The organism is Shewanella sp. W3-18-1 (assembly GCF_000015185.1).
GTDB classification, from domain to species: Bacteria; Pseudomonadota; Gammaproteobacteria; order Enterobacterales; family Shewanellaceae; genus Shewanella; species Shewanella putrefaciens.
This window is the reverse complement of sequence record NC_008750.1, coordinates 2,549,685-2,568,547: the sequence shown is the minus strand read 5'-3', so window position 1 is coordinate 2,568,547 and position 18,863 is coordinate 2,549,685. Positions and strand designations below refer to the sequence as shown.

Annotated in this window: 13 protein-coding genes and 1 tRNA gene; 8 read left to right on the top strand and 6 right to left on the bottom strand. The window is 44.3% G+C overall.

All coding sequences use genetic code 11. The annotated features are described in order from the left end of the window. Positions 1-16: 16 nt before the first annotated feature. The gene (gene pabB / locus SPUTW3181_RS11565) at positions 17-1,417 is read right to left on the bottom strand and encodes an aminodeoxychorismate synthase component I (protein WP_011789510.1); all 1,401 of its coding nucleotides are present in this window, start codon (positions 1,415-1,417) and stop codon (positions 17-19) included. 119 nt (positions 1,418-1,536) lie between these two features. Here pabB and SPUTW3181_RS11560 point away from each other — a divergent pair, with 119 nt between their 5' ends. Beyond that, the gene (locus SPUTW3181_RS11560) at positions 1,537-3,081 is read left to right on the top strand and encodes a fumarate hydratase (RefSeq protein ID WP_011789509.1); all 1,545 of its coding nucleotides are present in this window, start codon (positions 1,537-1,539) and stop codon (positions 3,079-3,081) included. Positions 3,082-3,198: 117 nt separating this feature from the next. On the opposite strand, the gene SPUTW3181_RS21990 is transcribed toward SPUTW3181_RS11560, so the two are convergent. Further along, complete coding sequence (locus SPUTW3181_RS21990) at positions 3,199-3,351, bottom strand: hypothetical protein (protein WP_156471683.1); 153 nt, start codon at positions 3,349-3,351, stop codon at positions 3,199-3,201. A gap of 4 nt (positions 3,352-3,355) precedes the next feature. Between SPUTW3181_RS21990 and SPUTW3181_RS11555 the strand changes: the two genes are divergently transcribed. The 3 genes from SPUTW3181_RS11555 to SPUTW3181_RS11545 all read left to right on the top strand — a co-directional run bounded on the left by SPUTW3181_RS11555 (position 3,356) and on the right by SPUTW3181_RS11545 (position 7,093). Next, entirely contained in the window at positions 3,356-5,407 is a 2,052-nt protein-coding gene (locus SPUTW3181_RS11555; protein ID WP_041408191.1) for an alpha/beta hydrolase family protein, read from the top strand. 221 nt (positions 5,408-5,628) lie between these two features. Beyond that, positions 5,629-6,087, top strand: coding sequence for a GNAT family N-acetyltransferase (locus SPUTW3181_RS11550; RefSeq protein WP_011789507.1), 459 nt, complete (start codon positions 5,629-5,631; stop codon positions 6,085-6,087). Between the two features lie 70 nt (positions 6,088-6,157). Further along, positions 6,158-7,093: a M14 family metallocarboxypeptidase gene (locus SPUTW3181_RS11545; protein WP_011789506.1), complete on the top strand. Its 936-nt coding sequence runs from the start codon at positions 6,158-6,160 to the stop codon at positions 7,091-7,093. A gap of 164 nt (positions 7,094-7,257) precedes the next feature. Here the strand turns inward: SPUTW3181_RS11545 and adhE are convergent, their stop codons facing one another. Next, complete coding sequence (adhE, locus tag SPUTW3181_RS11540) at positions 7,258-9,861, bottom strand: bifunctional acetaldehyde-CoA/alcohol dehydrogenase (RefSeq protein WP_011789505.1); 2,604 nt, start codon at positions 9,859-9,861, stop codon at positions 7,258-7,260. A 317-nt stretch (positions 9,862-10,178) separates the two neighbouring features. Here adhE and SPUTW3181_RS11535 point away from each other — a divergent pair, with 317 nt between their 5' ends. The 4 genes from SPUTW3181_RS11535 (at position 10,179) to SPUTW3181_RS11520 (ending at position 15,308) form a co-directional block, all read left to right on the top strand. Then, positions 10,179-10,811: a YchE family NAAT transporter gene (locus SPUTW3181_RS11535; protein WP_011789504.1), complete on the top strand. Its 633-nt coding sequence runs from the start codon at positions 10,179-10,181 to the stop codon at positions 10,809-10,811. A gap of 247 nt (positions 10,812-11,058) precedes the next feature. Beyond that, complete coding sequence (locus SPUTW3181_RS11530) at positions 11,059-13,053, top strand: methyl-accepting chemotaxis protein (RefSeq protein ID WP_011789503.1); 1,995 nt, start codon at positions 11,059-11,061, stop codon at positions 13,051-13,053. A 212-nt stretch (positions 13,054-13,265) separates the two neighbouring features. After that, positions 13,266-13,353 (top strand) — tRNA-Ser (locus SPUTW3181_RS11525). A gap of 140 nt (positions 13,354-13,493) precedes the next feature. After that, the gene (locus SPUTW3181_RS11520) at positions 13,494-15,308 is read left to right on the top strand and encodes a site-specific integrase (protein WP_157037391.1); all 1,815 of its coding nucleotides are present in this window, start codon (positions 13,494-13,496) and stop codon (positions 15,306-15,308) included. Between the two features lie 166 nt (positions 15,309-15,474). On the opposite strand, the gene SPUTW3181_RS11515 is transcribed toward SPUTW3181_RS11520, so the two are convergent. From SPUTW3181_RS11515 to SPUTW3181_RS11505, 3 genes are read right to left on the bottom strand one after another with little or no spacing between them, the layout of a single operon-like run. Next, a complete protein-coding gene (locus SPUTW3181_RS11515) occupies positions 15,475-16,542 on the bottom strand; it encodes a serine/threonine-protein kinase (RefSeq protein WP_011789501.1) in 1,068 nt (355 codons plus the stop codon). Beyond that, positions 16,539-17,591: a serine/threonine-protein kinase gene (locus tag SPUTW3181_RS11510; RefSeq protein ID WP_011789500.1), complete on the bottom strand. Its 1,053-nt coding sequence runs from the start codon at positions 17,589-17,591 to the stop codon at positions 16,539-16,541. Before SPUTW3181_RS11510 ends, SPUTW3181_RS11515 begins: the two co-directional genes overlap by 4 nt. After that, positions 17,575-18,711: a PP2C family protein-serine/threonine phosphatase gene (locus SPUTW3181_RS11505; RefSeq protein ID WP_011789499.1), complete on the bottom strand. Its 1,137-nt coding sequence runs from the start codon at positions 18,709-18,711 to the stop codon at positions 17,575-17,577. The genes SPUTW3181_RS11510 and SPUTW3181_RS11505 overlap by 17 nt, the downstream gene beginning before the upstream one ends. Positions 18,712-18,863: the final 152 nt, after the last annotated feature.

The following is an 18,863-nucleotide window of genomic DNA, read 5'->3' as shown; positions in this document are numbered from 1 at the left end:
CAAAATTAAGGTTTTTTCATTCAGCGCCAAGCAAAGGTAAAATACGGCTGATTTTATCAAAGGTTTCTTGATATTCGGCATTCACTTCTGAATCCGCCACTATGCCACCGCCCGCCCAGCAATAGAGTTTACCCCGTTCGGCAATCAGTGTGCGAATGGTGATGCTGGTATCCATTTGTCCATCTTGGCTTAAATATCCCATACAACCACAGTATAAACTTCTGCGTGACGGTTCTAGCTCCTCGATAATTTCCATGGCGCGAATTTTGGGTGCGCCGGTAATCGAGCCGCCTGGGAATGCGGCGCGCAGTAAATCACTCGCCGTGAATTGGCTAGCGAGTTTGGCGGTAACGGTACTGACTAAGTGATGCACAGCGGGAAAACTCTCAATCTCAAAGAGATGGGGTACACGTACTGAACCGGCTGCGGCCACTTTGCCAATGTCGTTGCGCAGCAAATCGACAATCATCACATTCTCAGCACGATCCTTTGGCGAGCTTGCAAGCGTGCTGGCGGCCTTGGTATCAAGCAGTGGATCAGCATGACGTGGCATCGTACCTTTGATGGGTTTGGTTTGAATATCATCACCGCGAAGCTGGATAAAACGCTCGGGGGAAATCGACAAAATAGCGTTTTGCGGTAGACGCATAAAGGCCGAGAAGGGGGCTTTATTGGCCTTACGTAATTGGCAGTACGCCGCCCATTCATCACCTTGGTAACTTGCCTCAAATCGTTGGGTTAAATTTATTTGATAGCAATCACCGCTGTGTAAATAGGCTTGTACAGCTTCAAATTTTCTCGTGTATTGGGCTTTATTTATCTGTGTTGCCCATGGGCTAGTGAGCATAAAGGCCGCTGAGTTTGGCTTTTTAGTGAGTTTATGTTGAATTTTATTCAACTCAATCTCGAGGGCTTTCTCGCCTAAATAGTGCAACAAATGCCAACACTGGGTTTGGTAATTGAAGATAAGCGCCCAGTCGTAAAAGCCGATATTCATTTCTGGCAGTTGAATATCCTGCTTGGCAGTCATTGGCAGCGTTTCGATTCGACGCCCTAAATCGTAACTAAAGCTACCCATGGCGCCTCCTGCAAAAGGGAAGCCACTTTCAAGGGCGTTTGGATACCAATGATTTAATAATGAGTTAACGAGTTCAAATGGATCATCTGTTACGTTGGTCTTTGCCGGCAACGTCAGATCTGATTGCATAAGGGTTATTTCACTTCGCTCACCTTTGGTGACTAAAGTGGCAATAGGCGCCGCGCAAATAATATCGAATTTAGCATCTTGATGCGGCGCGTTAGCAGAATCGAGCAGAATTGCCCACTCGTCTTTAGCAAAGTATTCGAATACTTCTGTGGTGCTTAATGTCCAGTCAAGTTGGCGTGATGCAAGCTGTATTGACGCCCTAATTGCCATCGATTAATCCTATCTAAAATGTGATGTAGCCCAAAAAGATGTGAAAGAGTATCATATTGGCCCAGAAAGAATTAAACAAAAACAAGTAAGGCCACATAGGCTGCTGGAGCGCTCCTAATATGTCATCTCACCCTAAAATGTCTGAAAATGCTGTTATTAAACAAGCCGACTTTATTGAAAGTGTGGCGGATGCCCTGCAATACATTTCTTATTACCACCCAAAGGATTTTGTTGATGCCATGAGCGAAGCTTATGAGCGTGAACAAAGTGCGGCGGCGAAGGATGCAATTGCCCAGATCTTAATTAACTCGCGTATGTCGGCCGAAGGTAAGCGTCCTTTGTGTCAAGACACGGGGATTGTGACCACGTTTGTAAAAGTGGGTATGGGTGTAAAGTGGGACAAGACCGATATGACCATTCAGCAAATGGTCGACGAAGGTGTTCGTCGTGCCTATACCAATCCTGATAACCCACTGCGCGCATCAATAGTGTCAGATCCTGCGGGTAGCCGTAAAAATACCAAAGATAACACCCCATCTGTGGTGCATATCGACATGGTGCCTGGCAACCACATCGAAGTGGCGATTGCAGCCAAAGGCGGCGGCAGTGAAAACAAAGCTAAGATGGTGATGTTAAACCCATCTGACGATATCGCCTCTTGGGTAGAAAAAACGCTACCGACCATGGGCGCGGGCTGGTGCCCACCGGGAATGCTAGGCATAGGTATCGGTGGCACGGCAGAAAAAGCGGCCGTATTAGCCAAAGAAGCGCTGATGGAAAGCGTGGATATCCATGAGTTGCTCGCGCGTGGCGCGCAAACGACCGAAGAAAAACTGCGTTTAGACATTTTTGAGCGTGCGAATAATTTAGGCATAGGTGCGCAAGGTCTTGGCGGTTTAACCACAGTGTTAGATGTGAAAATCAAAACAGCGCCGACCCATGCGGCATCTAAACCTGTGGTGATGATCCCCAACTGCGCGGCCACTCGCCATGTTCATTTTCATTTAGACGGCTCGGGTCCTGCGGATCTCACGCCGCCATCATTAGCCGATTGGCCAGAAATTACCCGTGAAGTGGGTGATGATGTGCGCCGTGTTAACTTAGATACTGTCACTCAAGCGGATATCGAGCAGTGGCAGAGCGGTGAAACCATTCTGCTCAGCGGTAAAATGTTGACTGGTCGTGATGCTGCTCATAAGCGCATTCAAAGCCTGATTGAAAGCGGTGAAGGTCTGCCAGAAGGCGTGGACTTTACCGGTAAGTTTATCTATTACGTTGGCCCAGTTGATCCAGTTGGCACTGAAGTTGTCGGTCCTGCGGGCCCAACCACTGCAACTCGTATGGATAAATTCACTGACTTAATGTTAGAGAAAACGGGCTTGATGGGCATGATAGGTAAAGCTGAGCGCGGCCCTGCGACAGTTGAATCGATCAAAAAACATAAAGCGGTATATCTAATGGCCGTTGGCGGCGCTGCGTATTTAGTGTCTAAAGCGATTAAACATTCTCGCGTCGTGGCCTTTGCTGATTTGGGCATGGAAGCGATTTACGAGTTTGACGTGCAAGATATGCCAGTGACTGTGGCAGTGGATTCACATGGCGTGAACGCCCATGAAACGGGTCCTGCGATTTGGAAAGTGAATATCGCCAACGCGAAAGCGTAAGTCAGAGTAAAGGTTAGGGGGCAGTAGATTGAACTTGATGGCTTTTTAAGCAAAACAGCTTAAGTTTGAGTCTTGATATCTGTTCTTTAGGTAAAACGCTGCGTCACTGACATTTTGTCACAAAAAAATACGCTCAGGTTCGCCATTTGGCTTGCCTGAGCGTTTTTGTTTCGTTAGTGTGGCAAGCTTATCTTCGAAGATACGATCACTGATCGCTTTTAACATTCGTTCGATGGTAATGACCGAACGTTTATAACAAAAGATGGACATAACAATGAAAATAGCTCCTCTCCTCATCGCGTTAAGCGCTACAGGTTTGGCGTACTCAGTCCAAGCGGCTGAACCAACGCCTTTTTCTGTGCAACAGCTGATTAAACTCAATAAAATGCATTCAACAACGGTGTCCCACGATGGGACTAAGTTGGTCTATGGCCTTAAAACGGTAAATGAAAAGGGAGAGGCCAGTTCAGATTTATATTTGTTAGATTTGACTCAAGCCAATGCAAAGCCGTTGCAACTGACCTCTGCCGCGGGTACTGAGCACGATGTGAGTTTTGCAAATGACGATAAATCGATTTATTTCCTTGCGAGCCGCAATGGTTCAAGCCAGCTTTTTCAACTGCCATTAACGGGCGGTGAAGCGGTACAAGTTTCTGATTTACCTTTGGATATTGATAGCTATAAGCTATCAAATGACGGTAAACAAATCGTACTTAGCATGCGTGTCTTTCCTGAATGTAAAGATTTAGCCTGTTCTAAGGATAAATTTACCGCCGAATCTGAGCGTAAATCGACTGGGCGTGAATACAAGCAGTTGATGGTTCGCCATTGGGACACTTGGGAAGATCATGCCCGCAACCACTTATTTGTGGGTGCATTAAACGGCGAGAAACTCACCAAGGTTGTGGATATTACCCAAGGTTTAGACACTGAAACACCACCAAAGCCTTTTTCAGGTATGGAGGAAGTGACCTTTACCCCAGACGGTAAATATGTGGTTTATAGCGCTAAAGCGCCGAGTAAAGATCAAGCGTGGACGACTAACTACGATCTATGGCAAGTGCCAGTGACGGGTGGGACCGCAACTAACTTAACCAAAGACAATTTGGCATGGGATGCGCAGCCGACCTTTTCGAGCGATGGCCGTTATATGGCCTATTTAGCGATGAAAAAGCCCGGATTTGAAGCGGATCGCTACGGGATAATGCTACGTGATACCAATACAGGCCAGTCTAAGGAAGTGGCGCCACTTTGGGACAGAAGCCCAAGTTCACTGATGTTTGGCCCTGATAATCGTACTTTATATGTTACAGCACAGGATATGGGGCAAGTCTCTATTTTCCAAATTAATACCCAATTTGGTGATGTGCAATCCATCTATAGTGACGGTACTAACAGCTTGATCGCCGTGACCAATGATCAATTAATTTTTGATAGCAAAACCTTAGTTGAGCCTGGCGATCTCTATAGCATCACGACCGATGGTCAAGGTCTTAAGCGTTTAACTGAAGTCAACAAAGATAAGCTGGCTAAGATTAAATTCGGCGAGTTTCAACAATTTAGTTTTAAAGGTTGGAACAACGAAGACGTTTATGGCTATTGGATCAAACCTGCCAACTACCAAGAAGGTAAAAAATACCCGATTGCTTACTTAGTGCATGGTGGGCCACAAGGTTCATTTGGCAATAGTTTTAGCGGTCGTTGGAATGCCCAATTATGGGCGGGTGCAGGTTATGGCGTCGTCATGGTGGATTTCCACGGCTCTACTGGTTACGGTCAGGCCTTTACTGATTCAATCAGCCAAGATTGGGGTGGTAAGCCATTAGAAGATCTGCAAAAAGGCCTAACCGCGGTGAGCCAGCAACAAAAATGGCTCGATCCGCAAAACGCCTGTGCGCTCGGTGGTTCCTACGGTGGTTACATGATGAACTGGATCCAAGGTAACTGGAACGATGGCTTTAAGTGCCTCGTTAACCATGCTGGTCTGTTCGATATGCGCTCTATGTACTATGTGACCGAAGAAATGTGGTTCCCAGAGTATGAATTTGGTGGCACTTACTCAGATAACAAAGCCTTATATGAGAAGTTTAACCCAGTGAATTATGTTGAAAACTGGAAAACGCCCATGTTAGTGATCCACGGTGAGAAAGACTTCCGTGTACCCTATGGTCAAGGGTTAGCGTCATTTAGCTATATGCAACGTAAGGGTATTCCATCGGAGTTACTGATTTTCCCCGATGAAAACCACTGGATCCTAAAACCTGAAAACTTAGAGCAGTGGTATGCCAACGTATTCCGTTGGATGGATAGCTGGACTAAGCAGTAACTGCCAGCGCAATAACAGACTGTTTAATAACAGACTGTTTAATAATAGACAGTGAATGACTGTGTAATAAAAGATGCAAGGCTCGCCCTAGTAGCGTCATCATCGGCGAGTTGTTTGATGTGAGTGACTATTGAATTTTTCAAACGTCTTAAAAAGCCAGGACTCTGTTCTGGCTTTTTATTGCGTCATGTAATGGCTTTATTTTTAATCAAGGAGTTAAGATGAATATTCGAGCCGCAACCTTAACTGATATCCCTGAAATAAGCATATTAATCACTCAATTAACCCAAGATTTTATTGCCCCAACTTGCACTGCAGAGGGTGCTGCAATCTTAGTTAATGCCATGTCGATTGAAGCGATTGGTAGCTACTTTGCTATGGGTTATCAGTACCATGTTGCTATAACGGACTCAGGCCAACTTGCAGGAGTGGTGGGGATGAAGGCGAATAGTCACTTATACCATCTCTTTGTCGCCTCCCATGCACAGGGGCAAGGCGTAGCGCGAATGTTGTGGGAACATGCTAAAACTCAATGTTTAACCCAAGGCAATCCGGGCGTATTTACCGTGAACTCGGCATTGAATGCGCAAGCTGTGTATTTAGGCTTTGGCTTTGTGCCCCTAGGACCCGAGCGAGAGCGCGGCGGGATCCGCGATATTCCCATGCAGCTGACGCTTTAGGTTGGCAGCACTCATTCATCCAAACATTAGTACTCTCATTTGAGCTAATAGAACTAAAAACAGAGGAATTATGGCAAATTTAACCTTTTATCCCATCGGCACTGCTGGCGAAAAATGGGGCGAGGCCGAGAAAGCCGCTTGGCTTGCAAGTACCCAAATCAAGCGTTCATATCAGGACGATGTCGTGATGCCACTTAAGAGGATGGAGGCTGAGCTTACGGCATTTGGGCTTGCCACAGTGCAATATGGCTCGCTTTCGATTGATCCACAGCGTTATCCATTGCTTGCAGTTACAACGCAGAAATTTGATAGCCAAAAACCAACCGTGCTGGTGACGGGCGGTGTGCATGGGTACGAGACCAGTGGCGTTCACGGTGCATTAGCCTTCTTAGCCAATCAAGCGGCGAATTATGTGCAACAGGTGAATTTAGTGGTTGCCGTGTGCGTGAGCCCTTGGGGTTATGAGACGATTAATCGCTGGAATCCTAAGGCTATCGATCCTAATCGTTCGTTTTATGCCAATAGTCCAGCAGAAGAATCGGCAGCCTTGATGGCTCTGATCGCTTCAGTCGAACAAGGTTTTGATCTGCATGTGGATTTACATGAAACTACAGATTCAGACGAATTAGAATTTCGCCCAGCGCTTTGCGCCCGTGATGGGATTGAATATGAAAAAGGCACAATCCCCGATGGTTTTTATGCCGTGGGTGATACCGAAAATCCAATGGATGCATTCCAAAAGGCCATTATCGACGGTGTGAGCAAAGTGACCCATATTGCACCCGCCGATGAGAAAGGGGAGATCATTGGCTCGACTGTGGTTCAGCACGGAGTGATCAATTACCCGTTGAAAAAGCTAGGCTTATGCAGCAGCGTAACGGGTTGTGCCTATAACACTACGACAGAAGTTTACCCTGATAGCCCATCGACAACGCCAGCGGAATGTAATTTGGCACAGGTAGCGGCAATCACTAGCGCTATTGATTATGTGTTGGCACAGCGTTAATTATGCTTTGTTTTAGAGGAATCAATGGGATGAGCTGTGACTGAAGTGATTTTACGTTAGGAGCCGTTACGCAAGTATTCATCCTTATGGTAAGACATGCATTAAAAAGCCCTCATTGGAGGGCTTCTTCGTTGATATAGTGCTGCTTTTATCTAGGTGATAGCCTAGTTGTTATCGCTATAATCGCGACCATAGTAACTATCGAGTAATAACTGTTTTAACTCGTTAATCAATGGATAACGTGGGTTGGCACCTGTGCATTGATCGTCAAAGGCATCTTCGGCGAGTACATCTAACTTGGCGAGGAAGTCGGCTTCGTTGACACCGGCTTCTTGGATAGAAGCAGGAATGCCAATCGTCTTCTTGAGCTGTGTGATTTTCTCAAGCAGTTTTTCCACTTTCTCTTCATCCGATTTTCCGCCTAGTTTCAAATGGTCGGCGATGGCTGCATAACGGCACAAGGCTTTGGGTCGGTCATATTGGCTAAACGCCGCTTGCTTTGTGGGCAGATCCGTTGCGTTAAAACGTATCACATTGTTGATCAGCAGCGCATTGGCTAAGCCGTGGGCGAGATGAAACTCGGCACCGAGTTTGTGCGCCATCGAGTGGCAAATCCCAAGAAATGCGTTTGCAAAGGCGATACCCGCAATGGTGGCACCATTATGAACCTTTTCACGGGCGACTGGGGATTGTGCACCTAAGTTATAGGCATCCGGCAAATATTTGCACAATAAATCGAGGGCTTGCAGTGCTTGGCCATCGCTGTACTCATTCGCCATTACGCTAACATAGGCTTCAAGTGCATGGGTCACCGCATCAATTCCACCAAAGGCGGTGAGTGACTTAGGCATATCCATCACAAGATTGGGGTCAACAATCGCCATATTGGGCGTGAGTTGATAATCAGCAATGGGGTATTTTTTACCTGTTTGCTCATCGGTAACTACCGCAAAAGGTGTGACTTCTGAGCCTGTGCCTGAGGTTGTCGGAATAGCCACCATCATGGCTTTTGTGCCCATTTTTGGGAATTTGTAGATACGTTTACGGATATCCATAAAGCGCAATGCGAGATCGGCAAAATCAACCTCAGGATGTTCGTACATCACCCAAATAATCTTGGCGGCATCCATGGGTGAGCCACCGCCGAGGGCGATGATGACATCGGGTTTAAAACTACAGGCAACCTTTGCCCCTTGGCGCACAATGGCTAAGGTGGGATCGGCTTCGACATCATAGAAAATTTCAGTTTCTAAGCCTTGAGCCTTTAAAATGCGAATAGTTTCGTTGCAATAACCTTGGTTGAACAAAAATCTATCTGTGACGATCAGCGCGCGTTTTTTATCACTTAATTCCTCAAGGGCGATAGGAAGACTGCCACGGCGGAAATAAATAGATGAAGGAAGCTTGTGCCACAGCATGTTTTCGGCCCTCTTAGCGACGGTTTTTTTGTTGATCAAATGACTTGGACCCACGTTTTCTGAAATCGAGTTGCCGCCCCAAGAACCGCAACCGAGTGTGAGAGACGGGGCCAATTTAAAGTTATAGAGATCGCCAATACCACCTTGTGAAGCGGGAGTGTTGATTAAAATTCGTGCGGTTTTCATTCTAAAACCAAAGGTTTTAACGCGTTCTGTTTGAGTGTCTTGGTCGGTGTAAAGTCCTGATGTATGGCCAATCCCCCCAAGTGCAACTAAGGCTTCGGCTTGATCGACGGCATCGTTAAAGTCTTTAGCGCGGTACATACCAAGCAGTGGCGATAATTTTTCATGGGCGAAGGCTTCGCTTTCACTAATATCAGTCACTTCACCAATCAGCACCTTAGTCCAATGAGGTACTTCAACCCCCGCCATTTTGGCAATACTCGCCGCACTTTGCCCCACGATATCGGCATTTAAGCCACCATTTTTGAGGATGACGTTTTGCATTGCCGCGGTTTCACTTGCCGATAAGATATAACCCCCATGGCTTGCGAAGCGTTCTTTCACTTGCTCATAAATGCTATCGACAACGATCACGGCTTGCTCAGATGCGCAAACCACCCCGTTATCGAAGGTTTTGGACATCAATATAGAACTCACCGCGCGTTTTATATCGGCGGTTTCATCGATAACGATAGGGGTATTTCCTGCGCCCACACCAATGGCAGGTTTACCTGAGGAGTAGGCGGCTTTCACCATACCAGGGCCGCCCGTGGCAAGGATCAAATTAACCTTAGGGTGAGTCATTAGCTGATTTGATAGTGCGACGCTAGGCTCATCAATCCAGCCAATAATATCTTTCGGTGCGCCAGCGGCCACGGCAGCATCAAGCACTAATTTTGCGGCAGTGGTGGTTGAGGCTTTAGCCCTTGGATGGGGCGAAAAAATAATGGCATTGCGGGTTTTAAGGCTAATCAAGGCCTTGAATATTGCCGTAGATGTTGGGTTAGTCGTGGGCACTATGCCGCAAATAATGCCAACTGGCTCGGCGATAGTGATTGTGCCAAAGGTGAGATCTTCAGACAAAATACCGCAGGTTTTCTCATCTTTATACTTGTTGTAAATATATTCAGAGGCAAAGTGGTTTTTGATCACCTTGTCCTCAATAACACCCATACGTGTTTCTGCCGCTGCCATTTTGGCTAGCGAGATACGCGCATCCGCAGCGGCGAGGGCGGCTGCGCGAAATATCGCATCCACTTGTTCTTGACTGAAGGTTGCATACTCGGCCTGTGCCTTGGCGACACGCTCGACCATCAGATCCAGTTCTTGTGCATTGGTCACTAACATGATTAACACTCCTAAAAAGATTTAGGGAATGCTCATGTTCACTAAATCTTCTTTATGGTAGAAAATTACACTTAAACTCACTCATAAAGTGTGAGCATACTATCAATATGCAATTTATTTGTAATAAAACTACAATAATAGTGATCTGTTTCTATAACTATCGGTATGTGCTACTCAAATGGAATAATCAAATATTATTTAAACTTGTGATTAAACCTCAAAAATCTCATTTTTCAGTCATCTGAGCTTGAGATACTATACTGGCCCTTGAGCTTACTTTGATGAACATGGCGTGACACGCATATAAGGATCGCAACTTGGAGTTAACACTTTACGTTAAATTTTTTCTTGGCCTCGTTGCCATCATCAATCCGATTGGATTGCTGCCCGTATTTGTGAGTTTGACCAGTCATCAAACAGAAGCGGAGCGAAACCATACCGGAAAAGTGGCTAACTTTGCGGTAGTGGTTATCTTGCTGGTGACCATCGTTGCGGGTCAGCATATTTTAAATATGTTCAGTATCTCACTTTCGGCTTTTAGGATTGCGGGCGGTAGCTTGATAGCCATTATTGCCATGTCGATGTTGCAGGGTAAGTTAGGCGAGGTGAAACGCAACCAAGAGGAAGACCGCGAATCCTCTGCGATGGAATCCGTTGCTGTGGTGCCCTTAGCGTTACCTTTAATGGCAGGGCCCGGTGCCATTAGCTCTGTTATCGTGTTTGCCGCTGAACATAATTCCTTATCCAATTTTATTGCGATGTTCATTACCGTGATTATTTTTGGTCTAGTGAGTTTTTCACTGTTTAGAATGGCTTCCATTATTTATAAAATTTTAGGTAAAACAGGTATTAACGTGATTACCCGTTTGATGGGACTCTTGATGTTATCTATCGGAATAGAAGTGATCGCGGCAGGTATTAAAGGGCTTTTCCCTCAATTGTTCAGCTAACGGATTAACGCCCTAATATTCATTTATTCAGTGAGTACTGGGGCCTTTTTTCTCCATTCAGCATTTTTAAACATTTAGCCCATTCAGGGCTCGAGAGCTCCAACATTACCCGTGTTACAGTGACAAGCATCTGTTTTTTAAAACTTAGCACTCTCTAAAGTAGTGATGTCGAATCGTTCTAACCCCAAACCTATGCTATATAATAAGTGCCCATTAGGTTTAACCTCGCTAAACAAGGAATATTTTTATGAAATGGCAATGGATTGGTAATCTCAGCTTAAAACAGAAGTTGCTTATGGTTGTGTTACCACCGTTAATTGCGTGCTTTCTTTACGGTGCACTCTTTCTCACTGAAAAATTTAAGTACCGTCAAGATTTACAACTTGTTGTACAGTTGAGTGAACTGGCGGTGACGAATAGTAATTTAGTGCACGAATTACAGAAAGAACGCGGTATGAGTGCTGGTTTTATTGGCTCAGGTGGAAAGGCCTTTGCTGGAAAGATACCTGAACAGAGACGCTTGACCGATAGCCAACTCAAGCTTTATCAATCTTTTATTGCTGACAATGCATTACCTGAATTATTTGCTCCAAAGCTAAGAGAATTAAACACTCAGTTAGGTCGATTAGCGGGGATCCGTTCCCAAACTGACAGTTTGTCTATTAGTGTGGCAGAGGAAGTCGCGTACTACACAGATCTGAATAAGATCTTATTAGCCATAGTGGATGAGACCGCCAAGGCGGGCGCTAACCAAGAAATTGCGATTAAAGCCGCGGCGTTTAGCGCATACCTACAGATGAAAGAGCGAGCAGGAATTGAGCGTGCTGTGCTTAGCTCAACCTTTGGGCAATATGGTTTTAAACCACAGGTTTACGCAAGATTTATTACACTCGTTTCTGAGCAAAATAGCTATTTAGAGCGTTTTCAAGCCTTAGCCACTCCAGAACTTGTGCAAGCAGTGAGCCGCATTCAAAACTCTAATGAAGTACGTGAAGTTGAAGCATTACGTCAAATTGCGCTTGAGCAAGATAACCAAAAGATCCAACAACAAAGTCCTGAAGAGTGGTTCACTAAATCAACGGCGCGTATTGATAGCTTGCGAGATTTTGAGCAGCAGGTATCAACAGATTTACTCAAAACCACCCATAAACGACTGCAATCTGCCAATGAGCATATGTTTTTTGTGTTGGCGACATTAACATTGGTACTCACACTCGTATTGATTTTTAGCTTATCAGTGATCCGCTACTTACATGATAGTGTTCATCACTTATATTCAACCATTACCCAAGCCCGTAAAAATTATGATCTAAGCGTACGTTTAACTCATTCGAGTTCCGATGAGTTTGGTGAGCTTGCCATTGCATTTAATGACATGATGAGCGATTTTGAAAATGTGATTTTGCAGGTGCGTGCCAGTGGCGCTAAATTACAACAAGCCGTTAAGCAAATGGATTTGTGTACTCATGCTATGGAGCAGGATGTCATGGAAGGGCACAGCGAAGCTGAACAAGTCGCTTCGGCGATGACAGAAATGAGTGCCACCGTCGCTGAAATCGCAAGCAACGCAGTGCAAGCCTCTGAAGCATCAAGTGCAGCGAATCAAGAGGCCAAGGCAGGGAATATTGAAGTCGGCCGAACAAGCAACGCCATTAAAGCCCTTGCAGATGACATCAGTGGCGCTTCTCAAGCAATCAATGAATTAGATCGCGAAATTCACGGTATTGTGGTGGTATTAGATGTGATCAGCAGTATTGCAGAACAAACTAATTTACTCGCACTCAATGCCGCGATTGAAGCCGCCCGTGCAGGTGAAATGGGGCGTGGCTTTGCCGTGGTCGCCGATGAGGTTCGAAATTTAGCACAACGCTCGCAAACGTCGACGGCAGACATTAAAAATATGACTGACAGGTTAAAATCGGGAGCGAGTATTGCTGTAAAAGCAATGGAGCGAGGGTTAACACAAGCCAATATCAGTGTTCAAGAAGCAGAGCAAGCGGGAATAGAACTTAAGCGTGTTGTTGAACAAGTGGACATTATCGATCGTATGAACGAACAAATTGCCACAGCAACCCATGAACAATCCGCTGTATCTGAAGATGTGAATCGTAATGCGTTGAAGATAAGTGAGATTTATCTCAATACCCAAAGAATTTCCGATGAATTACGTGAGCTAACAAAAGCACTCACATTTGACGCGGATCTTATGTCTAAAGAAGTGCATAAATTTACGGTGAATTAATACGTTAACTTTATAACACTGCTCAAACGAAAGGCGGTTTGCTTAGCAATTGTGCAACCGCCTGAAATCGATTCTTTTTTACTTGACCCCCATAAGGCTTTTGCGTACAGTACCGCTCCGTTAACGGCAAAAAGTCTCTCGGCAAGACTGATATTGCGTTAACCCGTTCAATCGTGAAAGATTAACCACGTAAACATAAATCAACAAAATACGGTGAGGTGTCCGAGTGGCCGAAGGAGCACGCCTGGAAAGTGTGTATACGGAAACGTATCGAGGGTTCGACTCCCTCTCTCACCGCCACATTCTAAGAACCCGATCACATGATCGGGTTTTTTCTTTTCTAACAATAACCTATTGAATTATAGTTGCTTCATCCAATGGCTTACCAACCTTTGGCACCTTAAGGTGGTACAAAAGGGTGGTACAAAACGATGGCATTTATGACTCAACCATACAGCGATCCAAAGTCTGGAATCTGGAAAATCCGCAAGGGTATTCCTAAGCATTTACGGCCCTTTCTTGATGGCAAAGTTGAGCTTAAGCGAAGCCTAGAAACTAAAGATGCCCATGTTGCCAAAACAAGGGCTGCTGGCGTGATTGCTGAATTCGAGTCTGCGATTGCTCGTGCTCAGTCACGTTTCGACAATCAAGAGAACGAGCAGAGAATATCACCAGCTCAGTTAGATGCTATTGTCAGCTATTGGGTGGCTCATGAGCATGGGCGGCTAACGCAAGCAGACATTCAAGCAAGATATCTGCTCGAAACTCCCGAAGGACTTGCAAGCATGACTGAGTGGTTCAGCGAGCCGCTAGAAGTGCTCCATGAGGCTAATGGAACAAGCCGCCAACAAACAGAAGAACAACGCTTTGTGCGGCATATGAGTGCATTCGTTGATGAAGCCCTTGAGCTTTCTCAATGCCGACTTTACGACCATTCATTAAGACTATATCTCGCAATACAATTGGCAAATGCCTGTATCAGGCTCTGTAACTCTGCAATCGACCATGAGCAACTCGCTCGGCGTAAACAAGGACTCATAAGGCGGGAGCTAAATCGAGGTTTTGAGTCAACTTTACCTAATACGAATATAGACTCCACAGTTCCGAGCAGTGATGCGTTTCAGCAGCTCAAGGATTTAGGCCTTATAGTTACTACCAAGGCCGCCAGCAGTAAAGCCCCAAGCAAACAAAAGGAAGGTAAAATATCTGCATCTTCTAGCGTTTCGCAGTTGATTGATTGGGTGAATAACCAGAAGAAAATTATGAGTTCAGAGGTTGCCTTCAGATCATGGCAAAGTGACCGCAATCGTCCTTGTCAGCGACTGATCGAGTATTTTGCCGATAAACCCATTGGTAAAATCCAAAAGCAAGATATGCGTGAATTCTTCAAGTGGATCATCCTTTGCCCGAGTAAACCAAGCCTAAAGATACGAACATTACCCTTCCAGCAGCAAATAGACATCGCAGAAAAACGTGGATTGGCTCGGGTGAGCAGCAATACAGCTCATAAGGAACTTAATCTGATTTCGGGGTATTTCAAGCAGGCGGTCGATTTAGACATTCTGCCAAAGAACCCTTGCCATAAGGCGTCGCTCGGCAAAGTAAAGGTTAAGGTAATTAGAGATCTTGGCTACTCAAATACAGAACTGACGAAGATTTTCTCTCTGCCACTCTTTAGGCAACGCACCAATGCTCAAAAAGCAAGGTACGGTGAAGCCCTTTACTGGTTACCTGTTATTCTAGCTTACACCGGAGCAAGGGTTGAAGAGATTGCTCAGCTTTACGTGAAAGATATCAAGCAGGATAGCGATAATAGTGAGCGATGGTATTTCCATATTCAGGATGCACGTGACGACCAATCCGTTAAGACGGGTGAGTCTAGAAGGGTGCCAATTTGTCAGGCTCTTATTCAGTTAGGATTACTGGATTACCTGAATACCTTGCCAGCACAGGGGCGATTATTCCCTATGCTCAAGGCCAACGGTAAGGCTAAGTATCACTCCACGGTTGCACGTTATCTTAAAAAAGCCTTTATGACACTCGATATTGAGCATTTCGATAGCATAATGCATCTACATGCATTCCGTCATCGCTTTATCACCGAAGCCAGAAAGGTCATGCGTGAGGATGTCCAAAATGCGATAACAGGGCACTCAAATGCGGGGAATACGGGGCGTAACTACGGTATCTACACAGAGCTTCATCAAGCTATTGATAAGATGCCAGTGCTAGATATTCCGAAGTGGCATGATTAAGTTGTGATCGGCACATATACAACTGATAACGTCACAAAAGCAAGATATCTAACTCGAATTCGTAAGTTATGAATTAACATTTCTATGGATTTAGTTTATTCGAGAAGGAAGCCGATTCTGAAGAGCCTTTAATTTTTAATCTCAAAATTAAAGGCTGTCGACTATGTTAATTTAAGATAATGACTGGGTGAGCTCTAAAATTAGGGGTGCCCGGAAACTTTGAGTACGTAATTTTACTTCCACTATTAACCCTAGAAGCTCCGTAGATGCTATGGATACTAAAAAATACGCTATGTTGAGGGTTTGAAGCAAAGCCACTATATCCGTTTTGAATCATCCTCGTAACCGTCGCTTCAAAACGTTCAGAAGTTTGATAGCACAAATTTTGGCACATTTTCACAAGAGCATCAGCCGTAGGGCGTTTGGTTGGTTCATACTCCAAACAGCTATCTATTATCTTCTGAAGTTCCCTGCATAATGGGGAAAACTGTGCGTTAGAAGTCATAAAAGCAGGCCAATCTAGCCTATTTCTTGTTTTGACATTCACAGCAGCATCGAGAAAAACACCAAATGGGTACTCACCTGTTAGTATTTTGAACATCATCGCCCCAATTGACCAAATATCTAAGGCCGGAGTAATACTATCCCCTTTTTTACGAAACATCATTTCAGGTGCCATAAATGGAAGAGCACCTTTCACTGTCCCAGAAGTGGAACGAGTAATATCGCCGGAGTCGGCCTCTTCTTGAAATACTTCGTCGGTAAAAGTTGCAATACCAAAATCGGTAATCTTTAGCTCTTCGATACCAGTACTAGAGTCAACCATAATATTACTTGGCTTCAAATCTCTGTGTATTACTCCTTGAATGTGTGAGGCTCTGACCCCCTTTGCTAATAGGTGTATAGTTCTAGCGGCTAGATGAGGATCAAGGAATTTTCTCTGCTTAATCTTATCTTCAAGAGTTTCACCTTTAACAAATTCCTCAATTAGGTAAACATTTCCATTTTCTTCAAAGTAATCTAATGTCTTGGCTACATTGTGGTGATTTACTCTACCTGCAATTACAGCACTAGCTTGGAATCGTCTGGTTTTCTGGCCAGGCTGAGGCGTCTTAAGTGCGACATAATTACCGAGGAATTGATCTAGCGCCAGATAAACATCTTGCATACCGCCAGCACCAATGTGTTGGTGAACCATATAACGGCCACCGATCAGAGTATTCGATGTGATCATGAAACCACCTCTGGGTTAGATATATCGAAAGTAACAAAACGCCGATTAGAGTCGGAACCTAGAGTAATAACGGAAGCACCTGGCAGGATATAACCGACTTTGATCACTTCATTATTTACTGTTACCGAACCACCGATAGCAGCAACTTTAAATTCATAACTATCATATTCAATGGTAATTTCACCATTTAAATTATTACCATGAATAGATGAAATCTTAGCACGTCTATTTTGATTATTAAGCTCTCTAACTTCATTCCCCATCACAATAAGACCTTTGTGTTTGTCTTTCAGGAGATGCTTTCTTAGTATTTTTTCAACCTGATCGATTGTGGGGCGAGCCTCTGGTTTGTATTCTAGGCATCGCTCTAGAATCTCTGCAATATCCGAATCTAAGCTTGGTAAACTATTTTTAACCCAACCATTGTTAGCGCAACGAGGAGGGAACTCTAAAAGTTCTCTTGGGACAATAGCATTTGAAAGAGCCATTGCCGTAATACCGAAGGCATAAACATCTACAGCTGTGGTAAACTCAACTTCACCACATTTCCATAATTCAGGTGCCATATACCCCACAGTACCAATGACACTATGTGTTTTAGCGCTATCAAGTTTTCTCGAAAGCCCAAAATCAAAGACCTTGATAACTCCGATGTTATCTCGACGAATATTGTTTGGTTTGATATCACGATGAATAATTCCTGCCTTATGTATGTCAGATAAACCGCACGCAACTTGCCACAATACTTCTATGAGTCCTTTCATATTCGACTCATAAAGACCATTTTTGAGGTCCTCGCCTTTAATAAACTCTAATACTAAACCGGATTGATTATCAATATTAACTACGTCGTACAATTGAACTACATGTTTAGAACGGAGCTGAATAAGAGATTTTTGCTCGTCAATTAACCTTCGTTGTTCAGCATCACCTTTTAAGAGTTTAATTATGACATCGCGTTGTAAATGTTTGTCTTTGCAATAGAGAATGTCACCCATACCACCAGTATCGTTGTTACCACAGAGTTCATATCTACTTGGAATCATCATCTTCAACCTCATGACTTTCGCAACCTGCTTCATCAAAAATGGTCATCTTAATTTGTACTTCATCTGCGGAATCTAGATGATCAACAGCCTTCTTTGATTGACGTTTCTTTCTCTTAGGCGGGGTTTTAGCTTCAACTTTGACTGTTTCAGTAATCGATTCTTTTTCTTCGACCAAAGTTGAGGTTCTGCTAGGAGCAGCCGATTTCTCAGATTGAGCTGTATTAATAGAATTATTTTGAGTTTGAACACTTGTCTCTGGGAGAGATACTTCACTTTCCAACTGAAATTGGGGGAATATGAATTGTGTAGAGCTATGTGGATCAGATATTTGCACTATCGAGGCATCATCCAGGGACTCCTCAAAGTTTAATAGCTCTAAATCAAGAGCACTAACTGTAGCGTTATCTGGGCCTCCACACCAACGTGCAGTTGCTATCAACCGCTCTACAACCTGAGTGATTTTTTCTGCATGTTTTATAATATCAGACAATGTGTTTGGTTCAATGTAATGGACACCATCAGTTGTCAGATATACTTGCTTAGCTTCAAGTGGCAGCGGAACTACGTGTGGTCTAATTCCTTCCCCCATACCTATGAACTGCAATAATTCTGTACCGCTTCCTCCAACGGTTTCCGCTAACGAATCATCAACGGTAAGTCTAATTACTTTGCCAAAGATAGACTCCTTTGCATAAATTCGACTGTCCCCGACATTAACGGTCATATGAGTGCCGTCGCTAGCTAATAAAATTGCGGATAAGGTACTTCCACCTTTACCATTTGTAAATTCGAATACAGCGTTATTGGCAGTCATCGTGGCTTGCATTATTGCATGTTCAGAACCCAAATGAACATTTTCCATAATAGAGCACAAGAAAGTTGAAATAGCTATTTCAGCAGACTTCTCCCCATCTCTCATACCACCCATTCCATCAACTACGGCTATGACAGTATACGAAGCTGTTGAAGATCTAAATTTCATTAAAGCGGTTCTGTCTTGATTCTCAGTTCTCTTCAGACCTAGATCTGAAGCTAAGGCAATAGAACCTTTGTCGATAGATAACATTTTTCTGCCAAGAATTCCTCTGGCAAGGTGTTTTTGCAATAGCCTTTGAAACATTGTTATGTGTCCTATAGCCAACTGATACATAAGAAATAATACCATGTAAAGTAGGATATAAACCAACTTTTACAACAAGCCAATCACGAACTGCAAAATATTACTGTCTAAATAAACTGGGCATAATTTGATACGTCGTGAACTGATTGTAA